This is a genomic window from uncultured Brachyspira sp., assembly GCF_944393015.1.
In the GTDB taxonomy this organism is placed as follows: domain Bacteria; phylum Spirochaetota; class Brachyspiria; order Brachyspirales; family Brachyspiraceae; genus Brachyspira.
In genome coordinates this window covers 145,951-163,550 of record NZ_CALXYQ010000001.1, presented here as the reverse complement: position 1 = coordinate 163,550, position 17,600 = coordinate 145,951, and the positions used below count along the sequence as shown (strand labels likewise).

General features: G+C 27.8%; 11 protein-coding genes. 2 read left to right on the top strand and 9 right to left on the bottom strand.

From position 1 onward, the window contains the following. The first annotated feature begins 53 nt into the window (after positions 1 to 53). Positions 54 to 1,097 (top strand): 3-deoxy-7-phosphoheptulonate synthase, encoded by a 1,044-nt coding sequence (gene aroF, locus Q0K19_RS00695; RefSeq protein ID WP_270003972.1) that lies wholly within the window; start codon positions 54 to 56, stop codon positions 1,095 to 1,097. Between the two features lie 78 nt (positions 1,098 to 1,175). Here aroF and carB read toward each other — a convergent pair whose 3' ends face one another. The 8 genes from carB to Q0K19_RS00655 all read right to left on the bottom strand — a co-directional run bounded on the left by carB (position 1,176) and on the right by Q0K19_RS00655 (position 13,396). Next, complete coding sequence (carB, locus tag Q0K19_RS00690) at positions 1,176 to 4,373, bottom strand: carbamoyl-phosphate synthase large subunit (protein ID WP_297244689.1); 3,198 nt, start codon at positions 4,371 to 4,373, stop codon at positions 1,176 to 1,178. After that, complete coding sequence (gene carA, locus Q0K19_RS00685) at positions 4,366 to 5,451, bottom strand: glutamine-hydrolyzing carbamoyl-phosphate synthase small subunit (protein ID WP_297244687.1); 1,086 nt, start codon at positions 5,449 to 5,451, stop codon at positions 4,366 to 4,368. The genes carB and carA overlap by 8 nt, the downstream gene beginning before the upstream one ends. A gap of 541 nt (positions 5,452 to 5,992) precedes the next feature. After that, positions 5,993 to 6,946, bottom strand: a complete 954-nt coding sequence (locus tag Q0K19_RS00680; protein WP_297244685.1) for a peptidylprolyl isomerase — start codon at positions 6,944 to 6,946, stop codon at positions 5,993 to 5,995. 89 nt (positions 6,947 to 7,035) lie between these two features. Further along, the gene (locus Q0K19_RS00675; protein ID WP_297244683.1) at positions 7,036 to 8,499 is read right to left on the bottom strand and encodes a radical SAM protein; all 1,464 of its coding nucleotides are present in this window, start codon (positions 8,497 to 8,499) and stop codon (positions 7,036 to 7,038) included. Between the two features lie 16 nt (positions 8,500 to 8,515). After that, positions 8,516 to 8,956 (bottom strand): YkgJ family cysteine cluster protein, encoded by a 441-nt coding sequence (locus Q0K19_RS00670; protein ID WP_297244681.1) that lies wholly within the window; start codon positions 8,954 to 8,956, stop codon positions 8,516 to 8,518. Between the two features lie 61 nt (positions 8,957 to 9,017). After that, positions 9,018 to 9,458 carry a MarR family transcriptional regulator gene (locus Q0K19_RS00665; protein WP_048593604.1) on the bottom strand — a complete coding sequence of 147 codons (441 nt, stop codon included), beginning with the start codon at positions 9,456 to 9,458 and terminating at the stop codon, positions 9,018 to 9,020. Positions 9,459 to 9,795: 337 nt separating this feature from the next. Beyond that, complete coding sequence (locus tag Q0K19_RS00660) at positions 9,796 to 12,024, bottom strand: glycoside hydrolase family 2 protein (protein ID WP_297244675.1); 2,229 nt, start codon at positions 12,022 to 12,024, stop codon at positions 9,796 to 9,798. A gap of 940 nt (positions 12,025 to 12,964) precedes the next feature. Continuing rightward, positions 12,965 to 13,396: a hypothetical protein gene (locus Q0K19_RS00655; protein WP_014488681.1), complete on the bottom strand. Its 432-nt coding sequence runs from the start codon at positions 13,394 to 13,396 to the stop codon at positions 12,965 to 12,967. Between the two features lie 208 nt (positions 13,397 to 13,604). Between Q0K19_RS00655 and Q0K19_RS00650 the strand changes: the two genes are divergently transcribed. Continuing rightward, positions 13,605 to 14,678 (top strand): ankyrin repeat domain-containing protein, encoded by a 1,074-nt coding sequence (locus Q0K19_RS00650; protein ID WP_297244671.1) that lies wholly within the window; start codon positions 13,605 to 13,607, stop codon positions 14,676 to 14,678. Positions 14,679 to 14,990: 312 nt separating this feature from the next. Here Q0K19_RS00650 and Q0K19_RS00645 read toward each other — a convergent pair whose 3' ends face one another. After that, the gene (locus tag Q0K19_RS00645) at positions 14,991 to 17,312 is read right to left on the bottom strand and encodes a BspA family leucine-rich repeat surface protein (RefSeq protein ID WP_297244766.1); all 2,322 of its coding nucleotides are present in this window, start codon (positions 17,310 to 17,312) and stop codon (positions 14,991 to 14,993) included. Positions 17,313 to 17,600: the final 288 nt, after the last annotated feature.

Here is a 17,600-nt window from a genome sequence, read left to right as displayed (position 1 = left end):
GATAAAGCAATCATAATTAACATAATATTTTAATTTTTAAGGAGATAATTACTATGATTATTGTAATGAAACCAAATGCTAAAGAAGAATATATAAATAATATAACAGACAGACTCATCGAAGCAGGATTAGGAACTAACAAAATAGTAGGTGTTGACTGTACTGTTATAGGTATAGTAGGAGATACTTCAAAAGTTGATAGAGAATTAATGGCTACTTTACCTGGTGTTGCTAGAGTTTTAAAAGTTCAAGAACCTTTCAAAAGAGCTAACAGAGCTTTCAAAAAAGAGGATACTATTGTTGATGTAAGCGGAGTAAAAGTAGGAGCCGGAAAACCTGTAATAATAGCAGGTCCTTGTTCGGTTGAAAGTGAAGAGCAGGTTATTAATATTGCTAAGAGCGTAAAAGCAGCAGGAGCTTCAATACTTAGAGGCGGAGCTTTCAAGCCTAGAACTTCTCCTTATGCTTTCCAAGGTTTAGCTCTTGACGGACTTAAAATATTAAAACTTGCAAAAGAAGAAGTAGGAATACCAATTGTAAGTGAAATTGTATCTATAAGACATTTAGAAGATTTTGAAAATACTGTTGATATGATTCAAATAGGTGCAAGAAACATGCAGAACTTCGAGCTTTTGAAAGAAGTAGGAAAATTAAAAAAGCCTATACTTTTAAAAAGAGGTTTAGCTAATACTATGGAAGAATGGCTTATGAGTGCCGAATATATTTTGGATAAAGGAAACAGCAATGTAGTATTATGCGAAAGAGGTATAAGAACTTTTGAAACTTATACTAGAAATACTTTCGATGTTTCTGCAATACCTATGATAAAAAGAATGAGCCACTTACCTGTAATAGGCGATCCTTCACATGCTAGCGGTAAGGCTTGGATGGCACTTCCTCTCACTTTAGCTGCTCTTGCTGCAGGTGCTGATGGTATGATTATAGAAGTTCATAATGATCCTGAACATGCTTTATGCGATGGAGCTCAATCTATAAAACCTGATACTTTTGAAGAGATTATGGCTTCTGTTAATATGATGGCTGATACTGTAAGCAAAATAAAAGAACGTCATGGCGGTAAGATTTATACTAAGTAATTAATTTTTATTTAAAATAAATTTTTAAAACTATGTATTTGATATAAATATAATAACAAATACATAGTTTTTGATTTTTTAAATATTAGATAAATCCATTATAGTGAAATTCATAGATTCTATAACTTTAAGCAAAGCATAAGCTGTATCTAATGATGTAATACAAGATATATTATTTTCAGCAGAAGCTCTTCTTAATTCCAAACTGTCTGAATGTGTTTGGCTATTGCTTTCTATTGTATTTATAACATAATCAACTTTGCCTAGTCTTATTGTATCTATTATATTTTCTAAACCTTCTTCGTAAATTTTTGATACTTCTTTAACATAAAGTCCTTTTTCTCTCAAGAAATTAGCAGTTCCTTTTGTAGCATATATTCCGTAGCCTATATTAGAAAATCTTTTTGCCAAATCAAGTATTTCATTTTTATGATTATCCGAAATAGTGAGAAGTACATTTCCTTGTAAAGGTATTCTTAATCCGCTCGCTATTAATGCTTTGTACAATGCCTTTTCAAAATTAATATCAAAACCTAATGCCTCGCCTGTACTTTTCATTTCAGGGCCAAGTATTGTATCAACTTTTCTTAATTTGGAGAAAGAAAATACAGGAGCTTTAACAAATACTTTATCAGATTCTTCTTTATATAAATTATTGTATCCTTGTTCTTTTAATGATTTACCAAGTATGCACATAGTGGCAACATTAGCCATTGGAACATTAGTTATTTTGCTTAAGAAAGGTACTGTTCGGCTGCTTCTAGGATTTACTTCAAGCACATAAACATTGTCTTTTTTATCAACTATAAATTGTATATTGTAAAGCCCTATGAAATTAAATCCTATTCCTATTCTTTTTGCATAATCAATGATAGTTTCTTTTACTTTGTTTGATATTGTTTGAGTAGGGTATACGCTTATAGAATCTCCGGAGTGAATTCCTGCTCTTTCTATATGCTCCATAATGCCCGGAATAAATACATTATTTTCACTGTCAGCAATAGCATCAATTTCTATTTCCTTACCTATAACATATTTGTCAATGAGTATAGGAGCTTTATTGCTTACTTCTTTTACAGCAGTTTCCATATAAACTTTCAAAGATGCATCATTATCCACTATCTCCATAGCTCTTCCTCCAAGTACATAACTAGGACGAACTAGAACAGGATATCCTATATCATTTGCTATTACTAAAGCCTCTTCAACTGTTATGGCAGTTTCGCCTTTAGGCTGAGGTATATTAAGAGTTTTTAACATCTCTTCAAATTCATGTCTGTCTTCTGCTTTATTGATATTTTCCAAAGAAGTGCCAAGTATATTTACTCCATGCATAACTAATTTTTCAGCTAAATTTATTGCAGTTTGTCCTCCGAATTGTACTATAACTCCTTTAGGCTTTTCAAGTTCTATTATATGCATAACATCTTCTATAGTTAATGGTTCAAAATAAAGTTTATCGGATATAGAAAAATCAGTAGATACAGTTTCAGGATTATTATTTATTACTATAGCTTCATATCCGGCCTCTCTTATAGTCATAACTGAATGAACTGTAGAATAATCAAACTCCACACCTTGCCCAATTCTTATAGGGCCAGAACCTAATACTATTATGCTTTCTTTTCCGCTTTTAAAAGATTCATTTTCATTTTCATAAGTAGAGTAGAAATAAGGAGTTTCGCTTTCAAATTCTCCTGCGCAAGTATCAACCATTTTATATACAGGTATTATATTATTTTCATGTCTTAATTTGTATATATCAATTTCTTCAGCTTCCCAAACTTTAGATATATAACTGTCAGAAAATCCTCTCTCTTTGCATTCTCTTAAAACATCTATATCCATTTTATTTTTATATAATTTTTCTTCTAATATTATTATGTTTTTTATTTTGTCTAAGAAGAATTTATCTATATGAGTAATTTCTATTATATCATTTATATCTTCTTTACGTCTTATAAGTTCAGCTATAATAAATATTCTTAAATCATCTCTTAATTCTATACGCTCCCATAATTTTTTAGTTGTATATTCTGAAACATCATTATGAATTATATGATCGCATTTTATTTCAAGAGAACGAACAGCTTTCAAAAATGATTCTTCAAAATTTCTTCCTATACTCATAACTTCGCCTGTAGCTTTCATCTGTGTGCCTAATTGTCTGTCAGCATTAGGGAATTTATCGAATGGAAGTCTTGGGAATTTTGTAACTACATAATCAATGGAAGGCTCAAAACATGCAAAACTTTTTTTAGTGATAGGATTAAGTATTTCATCTAAAGTCATACCAACAGCTATTTTGGCACTTATTTTTGCAATAGGGTAGCCTGTAGCCTTACTTGCCAAAGCACTTGAACGTGATACTCTAGGATTAACTTCTATTATATAATATTTAAAACTGTCAGGGTCTAAAGCTAATTGTACATTACAGCCTCCGCATATTTTTAAAGCTCTTATTATTTTAAGACTTACATTTCTAAGCATTTGATTTTCAGTATCGCTTAAAGTCTGACAAGGAGCAACTACTATACTGTCTCCTGTATGTATTCCAACAGGATCAACATTCTCCATATTACATACAACAATAGCATTATCATTATTATCTCTTATTACTTCATATTCTATTTCTTTATATCCGGCAATACTTTTTTCAACCAAACATTCATGTACCGGACTTATTTTTAAACCTGTTTCGCATATTTCAATTAATTCTTTTTCATTGCGTGCAAATCCGCCTCCTGTTCCGCCTAATGTATATGCAGGACGAACGACCAAGTGATAACCTATTTTGTTTGCAAATTCTATTGCTTCTTCAACACTATGTACTATTATACTTTCAGGCACAGGTTCATTGATTTCATTCATGAGATTTTTAAAAAGTTCTCTGTCCTCAGCACAATTTATAGCATTCAAATCTGTACCTAAAATCTCAACATTATATTCATCTAATATTCCGCTTTCAGCAAGTTCAACAACCAAATTTAAACCGGTTTGTCCTCCAAGAGAACCCAATATTGCATCAGGTCTTTCTTTATATATTATTCTCTTAGCAAAGTTTAAATTTATAGGTTCTATATATACTTTATCAGCAATAGCGGCATCAGTCATTATTGTGGCAGGATTTGAATTTATAAGTACAACTTCATATCCTTCTTCTCTTAAAGACTGACATGCTTGAGTACCGGCATAATCAAATTCTGCAGCCTGTCCTATAATAATAGGGCCTGAACCAATCACTAATATTTTTTTTATATCTGTTCTTTTAGGCATTTTTCTCTCCATAATTGTTGTTTATCATATCAATAAAATTATCAAATAAATATTTACTGTCTTCAGGTCCCGGGCTTGATTCAGGGTGATACTGAACAGAAAATACAGGATATCTTTTATGTTTCACTCCCTCACAGCTTCCGTCATTCAAAGATACATGTGTCATAATTAAATCTGTATTTGATAGACTTTCTTTTTTTACTGCATAACTATGATTCTGACTTGTTATGCTGATTCTTCCTGTTTCTAAATCTTTAACTGGGTGATTTCCGCCTCTATGTCCGAATTTTAATTTAATAGTATCAGCACCGCATGCCAAACTTATAAGCTGATGACCTAAACATATACCGAATATTGGAACTTTACCTATAAGCTCTTTTATTGTATTTATAGATTCTTTAACATCCTTAGGGTTTCCAGGCCCGTTTGAAAGCATTATTCCGTCAGGATTTAAACTCATTATAGTTTTAAAATCTGTATCATAAGGAACTACAATTAAATCGCAGTTTCTTTTGCTTAATTCTCTTATTATTCCGAGTTTTGCTCCGAAATCTATTAATACAACTTTCTTTCCTCTATTTGGTATAGGAAAAGCATTTTTTGTAGAAACCATTTTTACATGATCATTCATATATGGTGTTTCTTTAAGCATTTTTACTATATCATCTTTATTTTCTATAGTATCGCTCATTATTGCTTTTAAAGTTCCTATTTCTCTTATTTTCTTTGTTATAGCTCTAGTATCTATATTTTCTATAGCTGGAATATTTTTTAATTTTAAAAATTCATCTATGGTTTGTGAATTCCTGAAATTATTAGGACTTTTACAGGCTTCTTTTACTATAAGCCCGAATATTGCAGGATTCAAACTTTCAAAATCATCCCTGTTTATACCGTAATTTCCTATAAGCGGATAAGTCATAACAGTAATTTGTCCGCAGTAAGATAAATCTGATAATACTTCCTGATAACCTGTCATAGATGTATTAAAAACTAATTCACCTATTTTGAAATTATCTGCTCCAAACCCTATTCCTTCATAATGACTTCCGTCTTCAAGTATTAAGTAACGTTTCAAATTTTACCTTCCTATAATTCTAAATTTTTTTTAGATTTTTATTTAAAATAAAAAAAAGATTGGAAATCAACCGAAAGTCAATCTCCAATCTTTTTAAGATTATAAAAAACTGCATTATTAGCAGCGTTTTCTTTAGTTTAAACTTTTTCCCTGTCATATTATTTTTTCTTCATTTTTATTTTCTTTATAATAACATATAATAATTTATTTTACAATTATTTTTTTATTATTATATACCTAAACAATTATATTTTGTCAAAAGTAAAGTTATATTTTTGTTTTTATATCTGGGGCTTTGCCCCATACCCCCAGTTCTTTTATTGGTATAAAAGAACCAAAAGAACTGCATTTTTAGTCTAAATTTAGGTTATACCATACATTTAATACATATATTTTTAATATAAAGTTCTAGCAATTGCGTTTTCGCAAAGCGTATCCGAGCTTGTCGAGGATATAGCAACTTTTTTGTGCGGCAAAAAAGTTGATAATTCTATATAAAGTGCATCAGTTGACAAACTTAAAAATTTTCAGTATATATTAATTATTTGTAAATTTGAACGGATACTCTTTTAGTTTCTTCATCAAGCCATTTTATAAATGATTCTCTCATTTTAGATTCACTCAAATAGTTTTTTACTCTAGTTCTTATGCTTTCCATATCCTTTTCTATTCCCATTATTTTTACTATATAGAATCCTTTTCCAACTAATTCTCTCACGCTGCTTACAGTACCAACTTTATATCCTCTTTTAGCTAAATTAAGTCCGGCATTTATTTGAGCTGGTAATGATCTTTTTCCAGCATCATAAAGAAGATTATATCCTAAATCTCCTCCGTTTTTACTTGTAGCTTCATCTTCACTGTATTGCTTAGCAAGTTCTGCAAAATCTTTTCCTCTTGCTGCCATACCTCTTACTTTAGTAGCTAATTCCTGCTTTTCTCCTTTTTCTGTAAATGTAGTAGCTTTGAAGAATATCCAAGAAAGTTTTACTAAAGTATCAGCTTCAAATGCGGATTTATCTTTTGTATTATTATAAAATTCATCAGCCTCTTTATCGCTAATTTCTGTATTGTTAACTACAAGTCCGTATAAATTTTCCATAGCTATTTGCTTTTTTATAGAATTCTTATATTCATCATAAGATATTCCTTCAGCCATTAACTGCTTAGCAAATTGATCTGCATTCATATTATATTGTTTTGCAATACTTTCCAATCTTCTTTTTACATCATTTTCTTCTATAACAAAATTATTTTCTTTAAGTTTTAAATACATTACTCTCTCTTCAACTAAATCCTTATAAACCATATCATCAGTAACTTTTTGTCCTATAGATCTAGCCTGTAATGTTAAAAATGTTTTTCTGCTTAAAAAATCTTCATAAGTAATAGGCATAGAACCTACTATACCTACTATGCTGTTTACAACATCATTAAATAAAAGATTACTTTGTATAAAAATAAAAGATAATATAAAAACTATTATTTTTCTCATGTAATTTTAATCCTTAATAATAATTATTGCATGTATATAAACCGTTTATAAAGAATATCATTAAAACATTTTACATGCAAGCATATTTTTTAATCATTTAAATAGTATGAAAGCACATTTTTAAATGATTTTATATGGTATTTTATATCGTAAATATCTCTTATACTTTTTATCTTTTGAAGCACATATCCAGGATTAAATGATAAATTATAAAAATATTCAATATATCTAAATATTTGATCATCATCCATATCTAATTTCATAATGCTTCTTCTCATATCATAATCAAACCAATTTTTTGTTTTAATAAGATTATTTTCATCGCAATATTTGAATAATTTAGTTCCAGGATATGGTACAAAAATAGAAGCATTCATAGAATTAATATATCCATTAAGCATTAAATCTTTTACGATATTGAATGTGTTTATTATATCTTCATCTGTTTCCCATGGATAACCTATTTTTATCATTATATCTATGAATAGACCTGCTTTTTTAGCTAATTTTATGGATTCTACAATGTTTTCTATAGTATTATCAGTAATACCTAATTTTTCTATAGTTTTAGCATTTCCTGAAGGCAAATTAAAAATAACTGTTTTGAACCCTGACTTTTTCATCATTTTATAATCTTGATATTCTAATACTCCAAGATAAACATAACAGTCTATATAAACTTTTTTATGGAGTTTTCTTTCTTTCATAGTTTCGCAAAACAATGAAAGCCATTCTCCTGTAGGAAAATAAACACTTGTATCCAAAACTTCTTTTATTCCATATCTTTTATTCAAATATTCTATTTCATCTATAACACTTATTGGGTTTCTAACTCTCACTTTATCAAAAAGAATATTAGAAGAATTACTGTTATAATTATTATATAAAGAGCCTCTTGCGGACATTATAGATGTGCCTGGTGTTTTTTTAAAATATTCATTAGTTTTTGAATATAACTTCCAGTTTGTAAGATTTCTATCTATAAATGGAAGTCTGTCTAAAGATTCTTCAAGTTCAAATTTTCCAGTATTTTTTATATTTCCATTAGAAGTTCTGTAGTATATACCTTTACCTAATTTTTCCCCATTATTTATATGATTAACTAAATTTAAAAGAAGAAAATCATAATCACCGCCTGTTAATACAAAATCAGTTTTGGATTTTTCCATACTTTCTTCAGGTAAAGCAGTAACATGATCTCCTGCTAAAACAACATAAGTATTTTCATATCTTTCTTTTATTGCTTCTATAGTATCCCAAATATAATTAATTATAGGAGTTTTTACTTCAAAAAATATTAAGTCGGGTGCTATATCATCTATATTATTAAACCAATCTATAGTTGTAATATTAGATGCTATTGTATCCAAAAACACAACATTAATACCGTTATTTTTTAATAAAGTAGCAGCATAAGACGGAAGCATAGGGTAGGCATACGAAGGATTTTTTAACCATTGAAATTGTCTATTTAAAGATATTAATGGATATCCATTATTATATTCAAAAGGCGGATATGTTATACAAACTTTTTTAATTTCTTTTTTTTTCATCTTTTATTAAAATATATTATTTAGTTTTTTTAGCTGCTTTCTTCTTTGTGCCGGAAGATTTTTTCTTAATTATTTTATTTTCATATACATACTTCTCTAATTCATATTGATCATCAAATATTACATCGTACCATTCTTCATATCTCTCACATTTAGGAGGGCTATGTTTTGAGCAAATTTCATTTCTGTTTTCATAATTTTTGCATAAATATGTTTTTTTATCTAAATATCTGCATTCGCTTCTTATCATATGGTACCAAGTATTTTCGTATATAAATATAAATGAATGTCTGAAATGCAAATACCATTTTAATGTATTAAGTTCGCTTTCATTTTTAGGCGGAGATATTTCCATAACCAAATCATGACAGCATAATGAATTGCAGTCAGCACATAATTTTTCACTTACTTTTTCTTTTCTATTTTTTAATAAACTATCTGAAGGTATAACTTTCAAAATAAAACCGCCTTTTTTAATATTGCTTAATTATAATAATAATTAAATTAAATTCAATATTTTAATTATTAAAATAATTTTCCATAAATGTCATAAGTTTTTTCTGAGGCTCTACATAATTTTTGATTTCATCTTCCGTAAGACATTTAAGCATTTGCATATCTAATTTTTCTAATTCTTTTAATATAGGTTCTGCAAATGTAAGACCTTTTTTTGTTAAACTTATTAATCTGTTTCTTTTATCTTTTGGGTTAATCTTTTTTTTGATATAGCCTTTCTTCTCGAAATTATCCAATATAGAACATACAGTCTGCTTTGGAACAGATAGTTTTTCTGTGATAGTGTTCTGTACGCATTCTCCGCTATTATAGATTATAAATAAACTGAATAAAGCTAAATCTGTAATACCGTACTGCTTAGCCCATAGATAATAAAATCTATTAGAAGTATACCAAAAATCATATATGACTTCCATATATTTTTTTATATCTTCATTTTTCATAACTTTATCCCATTATTAATATTTCTATTAATATTAAACATAAATTAAAAATAAAACAAGATAAATTTTTATAAAAAAAGAGCTTGATATTTTGCATCTCAAACTCTTTTTTTATTTATTATTATCATAAAAATTGTTCGCTGAGAGTGTCTGCCAAGTAAACTTAGCAGACGCTCACAATTTTTATTTTGTTATTATCATAAAAATTGTTCGCTGAGAGTGTCTGCCAAGTAAACTTAGCAGACGCTCACAATTTTTATTTTGTTATTATCATAAAAATTGTTCGCTGAGAGTGTCTGCCAAGTAAACTTAGCAGATGCCCACAATTTTTATTTTATTATATTACTTTTATTTCTATTGTTTCTTCTTTTACCCTTTTGTTTTTTACTGTAACTTTTATGCTTCCTTTAGTTTTGTTGGATTTAACCCAGAAAGAATAATAACCTCCTTCAAGTACAGGATTATCATTTCCTATCAATTCTCCTGAGCCTTTTACTTCTATAGTAATAGCTTCATTTATATATGGAAGTCTGTTTCCTATAGCATCTACTGCTTTTACTGTTATTCTTGTTGAGTCCCAAGTGGAGCCGCTGCTTACAGCATTGATTTCATTATCATCTGCTTTAACTTCCAAACCTTTGAAAGTAGGGTTATTCAAATAATTTTTTTCTATAGCAGGTTTACCGTCTATATAACCTATTAATTTCATATCACCCCAACCCATATCGCTTACTCCTGGAACATTTACATCAATTTTTATTATAACAGGTGCATGTTTTAGTCCTTGATATTTTCCTGTAGCCGGATATTCTTTTGCCATTAATTCATTTCTGTAATAAATTTCTACATAATCACAATTAGTGGCAACCATTAAAGGTGATATTCCTCCTATAGCTCTTTCGCCTCTAGCGTATATAGTTATAGGCTCTAATATTATTTCATTTTTTGTACACATTTGAGATGAATATGCAGAAGCAGCTAGTTTAGGATTTCTAAACATATCATAAACACCATGATAGCATATTCTGTCTCCTGAACCGAAATTATAATGTGTATGATAATCGAAAGCACACCAGCCTGTAGAACCTGAAATATGATTATCTATAGCAACAGCATTGATTATTTCAAAATGTCTTTTAGTATGTTCTATTAATCTTTCTTCACAGTCCTGCATCTTTGTAGGGAACATATGTCCGTTATATTCTGTTATCATATAAGGAACATTTTTATCTAATTTAGTTACAAATTTTTGTGCTCTTAGAGGATCAGCAATACCGTCATAATTAAAATCATTCATTGTATATACATCTTCCAAAAGCTCGCTTCCTACTAAATATCTTACTCCGCCTGTTTGTCTTGTTTTATCTAGTTCATGAGCTGTTTTATTAGTTTCTTTATAGAAGCTGTGATTATCCTGACTCTCATTTATTCTTACACCCCATATTATAATGGAAGTATGATGAAAATCTCTTTCTATCATATCTTTAACATTTTCCACAGCAACTTTCTGCCATTTTTTATCACCTATATGCTGCCAGCCTGGAATTTCTTCAAATACCATTAATCCTATTTCATCACATCTGTCTAAAAAATGTCTTGAAGCAGGGTAGTGTGAAGAACGTACTATATTAAGTCCTAAATCAAATTTTAATATATCAGCATCTTTCTTTTGTATTCTTTCAGGCATAGCATAACCAACATAAGGGAAACTTTGATGTCTGTTTAATCCTCTTAATTTTACTCTTCTGTCATTTAAGTAAAATCCGTTTTCAGTGAATTTTGCATCTCTGAATCCTATTTTTATAGATAAACTATCTTCATTGCTAGGAATAGATACTTCTAATCTATAAAGTCTTGGATTATCTATATCCCATAACTCTATTCTGTCAGAATCTATATGCTCATCTATTTTTATATCAGTAAATAATTCACCTTTTTTTAAAGTTACTTCTTTTTTTATTTCACATATATGATATTCTCTGTTATACAAGTTAATAGCTATTGTTTCTTTAATGCTTTCTTTTTTGCTGTTTCTTATTCTTATTTTTCCTGTTATATTTTGATTGGCAAGACCAGTAAGCATAACATTTTCTATTGATATATTATCAACAATAATAATTTGTACTTCTCTGTATATTCCGCCATAGCATAAATAATCTATTTCATTACCAAAAGGAGGAATATCTTCTCTTTCTGTACTATCAAGTTTTACAGCTATAATATTTTCACCGTCTTTTAATTCATCTGTTATATCGTATACAAAAGGTAAATATCCGCCTTTATGCTCTCCGAAACTTTTTCCATTGATAAATACTTCAGCAGCAGCCATAGCTCCCTCAAAGTTAATTAATATCCTTTTATCTTTTAATTTTGATTTTTCATATTTAAAAATGTTTTGATATCCTGAAACAAGCCAAGTATCTGATTCATTGAAATAATGAAGAGGTATCTCAGCAACTGTATGAGGCAATGTGATATTTTCTCCATTTAATTTTTCAATTTTTATATTATCATTCCATTCTTTAGTAAATTTCCAATTGGTGTTAAAATTGATTATTTCTCTCATTTTGGTATATACTCCAATGTTTTTTGATATGCAATTTTATATTTAAAAAAATAAAAATCAATAAAAGTTTTTACAAAATTTATTATTTATTGTTTTATATTACTTGATCTAATATTACTATATGAAGTTGTTAAATATCTTTAAAATAAATTATCATATATCAAAATAGAATCAAATAAAATATAAATGATAGAAATTTGATTATATTAAATTATATAGTTATAGTATACTTAAAATACTAATTTTTTTTTGAGGATTATATATTTTTGAAGTTTGTCAATTTTAGTTTTTTTAATTTTATTGTTTGTGGGGACTAGCCCTACCTCTCTGCGTACTTCGTAACACCTCCACTTCTTTTGCGACCGAAGGAAGTACCTGTGACTGAAGGGAGTACCTTCAGGTATGGTATTGCCACAAAGAAGCTTATATCCTCGATAAACTCGGATATGCTTCGCGAAAGGCTGCATTTTGACTTAAATTTAGTAATTTACCTTACATGTAAAACATAATTGGTATGATTTAATACTAATTTTATATTTGCACTTTTTGGTTCTTTTTGCGGCGGGAAAAAGAACAACAAAAAATTGACAAACTTAAAAATTTTCAGTGTATACCTAAACAATTATATTTTGTCAATTTTAGTTTTTTTAATTTTATTGTTTGTGGGGACTAGCCCCCACACCCCCACTTCTTTTGTTGCCACAAAGAAGCAAAAAGGCTGCATTTTGACTTAAATTTAGTAATTTACCTTACATGTAAAACATAATTGGTATGATTTAATACTAATTTTATATTTGCACTTTTTGGTTCTTTTTGCGGCGGGAAAAAGAACAACAAAAAATTGACAAACTTAAAAATTTTCAGTATATACTATTATAAATTATTATATTAATAGTTATGAAATAATAGGTATTATATATTTTTTATATTATAAAAAGTTTTATGCGTATGTATCTACATTATTGCCTTTGCTTGAAGGGCTAGCTATTGCTGCTTTTGTAACACCGCCTGAAACATAAACTCTTTTACATTCAGGGCATATATTAGTAGTTAATGTTACATTTTGGAAAATTACTTCTCCGCCGCTTTTTTCTGCTGATCTCTGATTATTGGCAACATGTTCCTGTTCATGTGATGCTACCATAGAAGGAGCACTTGAAGGATCTATTTTAGTAGGAGTTTTAAAAGATACGCCTATATCATTAGAACCGTCTTGATATGTTCTTGATGCACAAGTTTTACATACTCCAACTTCGCTTATAGGAGTTTTTTGGCTTGCTTCCTGAACAATATTATTGATATTATTGTTATTATTTCTTATATTATTAGTGTTTCTTATATAAGGAGCATTATTACGAATACTTATTTCCATAAATTACACCTCTTAAATATTTAATTCTACCCCTATATTTGAATTATAAACCTATAAAAATAAATATCAATACATATTATATTTATAATTGCTGTTATGTTTACTAATTATAGAATTTTTATTATAATTTCAGTAAATTTTTTATTTTATAAGTATAGTTTCATTATTTCCGATAATAGAAACGGTATTTTATAACTTGGATTTTATAATGAAAAAAATAATTGCATTATTATTTATAATATTTAATACTTCTTTAGTATTTGCTCAAAATGATGAGTTAATGGAATCTATAAAAAATAATGATATAGATAAAGTAAAAATATTATTGAGAGAGGGCATTAACTTAGATTTATACAATATCAATTATGGTATGAGTCCTTTAATGTATGCGGCTCAGCTTGGAAATGAAGAAATAGTTCAGGAATTATTGGATTTTGGTGCTAAAGATTTTGATTTTGCTTTTTATGTGGCATGTGCTGAAGGTTATTGGAATATAGCAGAAGATATAATGAAGTCCGGTGCTAGTAATTATAATATTGCATTGTCTTATGCTGCCATAGGCGGACAATTAGATATAGTAGAAAAACTTATTGATTTAGGTGCTAAAGATCTTAATCCTGCATTGGTATCTGCATGCGAAGGTAATCATTTAGAGGTTGTAAAATATTTAATAGGTAAGGGTGCTAATGTTAATACTAGGGCATATATAGAAGTATATAGAAATTATAAAGGTGCTGAGAGAAAATCACCATTAACAGCTTCAACTAATATTGATATAATAAAAGAATTAGTAAATGCAGGAGCTACTAATTTAAATGAAGCTATCATATATAATGCTGAAACTATATCAACAAATTTTGACAGTTCTTATTCTACTGCAATATTAAATGAATATATCAATTTAGGTGCTGATATAAATTCTATGAGTACAAATGACGGAAAAACACTTCTTATGTATTTGATAGAAAAAAGGCAATTAGATTTTGAATTGATAAAAAAAGTTATAGAGCTTGGTGCTGATGTTAATGCACGCGACAGAAATGGAAATACTGTTTTAATAAGAGCGGTAATGTATGAATATGAAGCTCCTATTCAGGATAGTAATTTGAATAAAAAAGTATACAGAACTATTGGTACTCCTATAAATGTAATAGAAGAACTTTTAAAAGCAGGTGCAAGTCCTACTGATAGAAACAGTTATGGAAATACCGCATACAGATTGGCGGCAAGAAAGAAAAGAGATGATATAATAAAACTTTTTGATGAATATTTAAAAAGATAGTTATTTGTATATACTGAAAATTTTTAAGTTTGTCAATTTTTTATTGTTCTTTTTCCCGTAGCACGCCACAAGCGGACAGAGTCAAAGAACAAGACAAAGTACACCTACAGCGAAAGTATAAATATAAAATTAGTAGTAAATCATACTATAATTGTCTTATATGTAAAATAAATTGTTTATTTTGTATAGTTGTAAGTAATCAGCTGCATGTATAGTTGGCGTTTGATAAGATAAAACAGTGCCGTGCGGGAAGGTGCCGCAGCTCGCGGTTTACAAAATATAGTTGTTTAGCTATATTATAATTTTATATAATCAAAATAAATCTGTTAATCTAAAATCCCATATCATAAGAATTAATAAAGTATAAATAAATCTTTCTGATACTTTTTCATTATTTTCATTATAGAATTTAATATTTATTTTTACTTTATCTTTATAATCAATATTATCTTCAGAATCTATGATTATATCAAAACTGTCTCCATTATTTATTTTTAGATTATATTCTTTAACTGTACCATAATCCATATAACTAGGAATCATTGAATACCTATCACCGAAAGCCTTAAAAGTACCATAAGCTATTTCAATGTTTTGTAATTTGTTTATTTCATTTTCTAAATTATTTTTATCTAATTTTATTATGCTTAATTGATTTATTGGCTGAAGTAATTCATAATCTTCTAATTGTTTTTTCCATTTTGTAATAGTTTCTTCATTCATTTCTATAGGGCTTGCTAAACCTATAAAGCTGTCATCATTAATTTTTATTTCTTCATCATCACAATTTGAATAGCTTCCGTCACCTGCGTATCTGAATGTAGTTAAAAACAAATTATCTTTATCATATAGATTCCAAATAAGCGAAGAAGAAAATTTATTCATTAAAGGATTATCAATAAATATTTCTTTGAAAAGTTTATAATTATATTTCTTTTCATACATTAATGATTTATACAATTTTAAAGAAAGTTTCTTTATAATATCAGGAATTTCTTTTTTTATGTATTTAATTTCTTCTTTTATAGCTTCTGTAAAATCTTTAGGTACAGCTTTTAAGAGTTTATTATTTTTTATATCAAATACATTCACAGAATAATCACTATTTAAAATCAATTTGTAATCATCATTGATAATTTTTTCGCCTTTTAAATCAAATCCGAAATTTGAGGTAAATTTCAATTCTAAATCTTCAAGCGATAAATGTTTTTCTTTTGATATTTCTTTTAATAAATGTAATGCTGAACTGCGTATTTCATGTTTTTTAGCTTTTGAATAAATATCATACAATAATTTTACAGCATAATTAGTAATTTCTGTAATTTCTATTGAAGACAAAATCATTAAGAAGAATTTAGAGTCTTTTTCCTTCTTGTATATTTCTCTTAAAGCCTCATCACCGCCATACAAACTATAAATAATCGCTGTGGTTTCCTTGTATGTTTCTTTATAAATATTTTTAGTAAAAGTCAAAAAACTTTCTTTATCAAGTAAATTAATAATAGAATCTATTTCAATCAAATGATAAATATCTCTTTTTAATTCTAAATATTTTAAGTATATATATTTTATAACTTTAGTATCAACTTCTCTCGATTTATCTTTTATTAATACATTACAATTTTCTATATAAGAAACTTTTGACTCGTCTTTTTTCTTTAATTTTTTATTAATACTTTCTTCATACTTTTCAATATTACAAAATAATTCATAATTAATAAATTCTTTTAAATCATTATAATAAAGATTTTCTAATCTTGTTTTAACAGCTTTGATTTTTTTATTATTACTTTTTGATGCTATTTCATAAATTTCTTTTATATTTTTTTCTAAAACAGTTAAAACATTAATATTAGAAAAAGTATATAAATATAAAATCCATTTCAAACTTAAACTACTAACTGCACTATCATCAACAATATTATCAATTATAACTTTGTCATTAAGCTCCCAAGTATTAAGAGAATCATATTCTTTAAAACCGCTATTATAAAACATAGCAACCATAGTATTGACATTGCTTACATTCCATTTATCCAAAGGCTTGTTAAAACTTTTAGCTTTCCAAAACATAGAATTCATACTTTTTACATTTGAAGTATCCCATTTATCTAAATCCTGATTAAAACTTTTACATCCTTCAAACATGTTGCTAATATTTTCAACCTTTGATATATCCCAATCATTTAAAGTCTGATTGAAATTTACAGCTTTATAGAACATACAGCTCATAGTAAATACTTTAGAAGTATTCCATTTATCAATAGGCATATTAAAACTTTCAGCTTCAGAAAACATAAACTCCATATCTTTTACATTAGAAACGTCCCAATCATTTAAAGGCTGATTAAATTTTTTGGCACTTGAAAACATACCAGACATATTAGTAACTTTTGAAACATTCCAATTATTTATGTTTGAATTAAAATAAGAAGCTCCCATAAACATTTCAGACATATCTGTAACATTAGAAGTATCCCAAGTTTCTATGCCATCAAAATTTTCTCTCTTGCTATTTGCAAATAAACATTTCATATCGGTAATTAAACTTGTATCAATATTTCCTAAATATATATTTTCATCTTTCAATAATCCTTTTAATTCGTCTTTTGTCTGAGTTTTATATTTCATTATTATATTTCCTTATTCATTTTTTATTATTCTATATTCTTTTATATATTTTTCAATTTTAAAATTATAGTATTTTACTCAAACAATTTTTTATCTCAATTTTTTATCTCAATTTTTCCAGTGGTATATACTCTATGGACTTCGTCGGCACGCTTCGCGAAAATTTAATTGCTACACTTTATATTAAAAATATACCTATTAAATATAATATATAACCTATAAAAATGCAGTTCTTTTGGTTCTTTTATACCAATAAAAGAACTGGGGGTGTGGGGGCTAGTCCCCACAAAT